Origin of the sequence: Scandinavium sp. (genome assembly GCF_051650185.1) — a bacterium.
Taxonomy (GTDB): Bacteria; Pseudomonadota; Gammaproteobacteria; order Enterobacterales; family Enterobacteriaceae; genus Scandinavium.
Genome location: NZ_JBOFIN010000111.1, coordinates 1 through 2,816, shown reverse-complemented (window position 1 = coordinate 2,816; position 2,816 = coordinate 1). Strand labels below are relative to the sequence as shown.

The window sequence follows — 2,816 nt, the reverse complement described above, 5'->3', positions numbered from 1 at the left end:
GTAAGCAAAAATATACGATGAATCTGAGTACTAAACAAAAACAGCACCTGAAAGGTCTGGCACATCCGCTCAAGCCGGTAGTTATGCTTGGCAACAATGGTTTGACCGAAGGGGTACTGGCCGAGATTGAACAAGCGTTGCAACACCACGAACTCATCAAGGTGAAAATCGCCTCGGAAGATCGCGAGACTAAAGTCCTTATCGTGGAAGCTATCGTTCGCGAAACCGGCGCCTGTAACGTACAGGTCATCGGTAAGACGCTGGTTCTGTATCGCCCAACAGCAGAGCGTAAAATCTCGCTGCCACGTTAAGATTAACCTGAATTGAACACGTGTGATGTGTAAAACGAGGGGTTTTCGCGGGCAGGTGAGCAAAATGCCACGCTCTCAACGTTGATAAAAGGCCGCTATGCGGCCTTTTTCTTATCTTTACATTGCGTCAACAAAGTCAGATTACAGGTAATCCACTTTGACTATCTCATATTCAACTTCGCCGCCAGGCGTCTGAATAGTCACCACGTCGTCCTGCTCTTTACCAATCAGGCCCCGTGCGATAGGCGAGTTAACGGAGATGAGATTCTGCTTAAAATCAGCCTCATCATCGCCGACGATACGCCAGCTCGTCTCTTCATCGTTATCCAGATTCAGCACCTGTACGGTGGCACCAAAAATCACGCGGCCGGTGTTCGGCATTTTGGTGATATCGATAACCTGAGCGTTGGAAAGTTTCGCTTCAATATCCTTGATACGCCCTTCGCAGAAGCCCTGCTGCTCACGCGCGGCGTGATACTCAGCGTTCTCTTTCAGATCGCCGTGTTCACGGGCATCGGCAATGGCCGCAATGATTTCAGGGCGACGAACGGATTTCAGGTACTCCAGCTCTTCGCGCAGTTTTTCAGCACCACGTAAGGTCATCGGAATAGCTTGCATGGGTTTTACCTCTTCATCATTCCTTGAGGTACAGCTTACGCTGCGCCCCTGTACTTTCTCCCTCAACCCACGGGCTTACCAGGAGAAAAGCAAAAAGAAAACTGACCCGGAACAAAATTTCCAGGCCAGCAGCAATTTTTCTGTTTGATGCGTATTTTACCCTGAAGTTCACTATGGGTCATCGTTTACTTTACAGGGCTTTGCGCCGTAGTATGACGGTTTGTTTCCAGGTTGTTAGCGCGAGAATATGCGATTTTCCAGATTTATCATCGGATTGACCACCAGTTTAGCATTTAGCGTCCAGGCCGCGAACGTCGAGCAGTACGTGACTCAGCTCCCCGCCGGCGCCAATCTTGCTCTTATGGTACAAAAAGTCGGCGCACAGGCTCCCGACATTGATTATCACAGCCAGCAGATGGCCCTGCCGGCAAGTACCCAGAAGGTTCTTACCGCCCTGGCGGCACTGCTGCAACTGGGTCCCGATTTTCGCTTTACCACAACACTGGAAAGTAAAGGTAGCGTTGATAACGGCATTCTGAAAGGTGACTTAATTGCGCGATTTGGTGGCGATCCTACGTTAAAACGGCAGGATATCCGCAATATGGTGGCGGTTCTGAAAAAATCAGGCGTCCAGCAAATTGAAGGCAATGTGCTGATCGACACCTCCATTTTCGCTAGCCACGATAAGGCCCCGGGCTGGCCCTGGAACGATCTCACACAGTGCTTCAGCGCCCCTCCTGCGGCAGCGATTGTCGATCGTAACTGCTTCTCTGTTTCACTCTATAGTGCGCAAAAACCCGGCGATTTAGCGTTCATTCGCGTCGCATCTTACTATCCAGTGACGATGTTCAGCCAGGTTCGCACCCTGCAAAAAGGGTCCGGTGAAGCGCAATACTGCGAGCTGGATGTTGTTCCGGGCGATCTGAACCGTTACACGCTGACAGGTTGTTTGCCACAGCGTTCGGAGCCTTTACCGCTGGCGTTCGCCATTCAGGATGGCGCAAGCTACGCCGGTGCGATCCTTAAGGATGAGCTCAAGCAAGCCGGTATTACCTATTCGGGCACATTGTTACGCCAGACGCTAACCAACGATCCTGGCACGGTGATCGCCAGTAAGCAGTCGGCACCGCTTCACGATCTGTTGAAGATCATGCTGAAAAAATCCGACAACATGATAGCCGATACTGTCTTTCGCATGATTGGTCATGCTCGTTTCGGCGTACCGGGAACCTGGCGTGCAGGATCAGACGCCGTCCGTCAGATCCTCCGTCAGCAGGCTGGCGTTGATTTAGGCAACACCATTATTGCCGACGGTTCCGGGCTTTCTCGCCATAACCTGATCGCTCCAGCGACCATGATGCAGGTGCTGCAATACATTGCGCAGCATGACACCGAGTTGAATTTCATCTCTATGCTGCCGTTGGCGGGTTATGACGGCTCTCTGCAATACCGAGCGGGTCTGCATCAGGCGGGTGTGGATGGTAAAGTCTCCGCGAAAACGGGCTCATTGCAGGGCGTTTATAACCTGGCGGGTTTTATCACGACGGCCAGCGGCCAGCGTATGGCCTTTGTGCAGTATCTGTCGGGCTACGCGGTAGAACCTGCGGACCAGCGTAATCGTCGCATTCCGTTGGTGCGTTTCGAAAGCCGATTGTATAAAGACATTTACCAGAATAACTAACGAGCGGCGACATTAAGTTGCCGGGTGACGTTTCGCTTACCCGGCCTACAAAAAAGGCTCCCATTGGGAGTAATGCCGATCAGTTAAGGATCAGTTGACCGATCCAGTGGCTGTGTAAGAATCCGGAAACGCTCACTCGTTTCCGGATTTTTTTATGCTCATTGGACAGGCACTTGATTTGGTATCCCGTTACGATTCTCTGCGTA

3 protein-coding genes are annotated in these 2,816 nt (G+C 51.5%); 2 read left to right on the top strand and 1 reads right to left on the bottom strand.

The features are described 5' to 3' along the window. The first annotated feature begins 17 nt into the window (after positions 1-17). Positions 18-311: a ribosome assembly RNA-binding protein YhbY gene (gene yhbY, locus ACRCWW_RS14945; protein WP_330983971.1), complete on the top strand. Its 294-nt coding sequence runs from the start codon at positions 18-20 to the stop codon at positions 309-311. 141 nt (positions 312-452) lie between these two features. Here the strand turns inward: yhbY and greA are convergent, their stop codons facing one another. After that, complete coding sequence (gene greA / locus ACRCWW_RS14940) at positions 453-929, bottom strand: transcription elongation factor GreA (RefSeq protein ID WP_330983972.1); 477 nt, start codon at positions 927-929, stop codon at positions 453-455. Positions 930-1,176: 247 nt separating this feature from the next. Here greA and dacB point away from each other — a divergent pair, with 247 nt between their 5' ends. After that, entirely contained in the window at positions 1,177-2,610 is a 1,434-nt protein-coding gene (dacB, locus tag ACRCWW_RS14935) for a serine-type D-Ala-D-Ala carboxypeptidase (RefSeq protein WP_438683106.1), read from the top strand. The last annotated feature ends 206 nt before the right edge of the window (positions 2,611-2,816 follow it).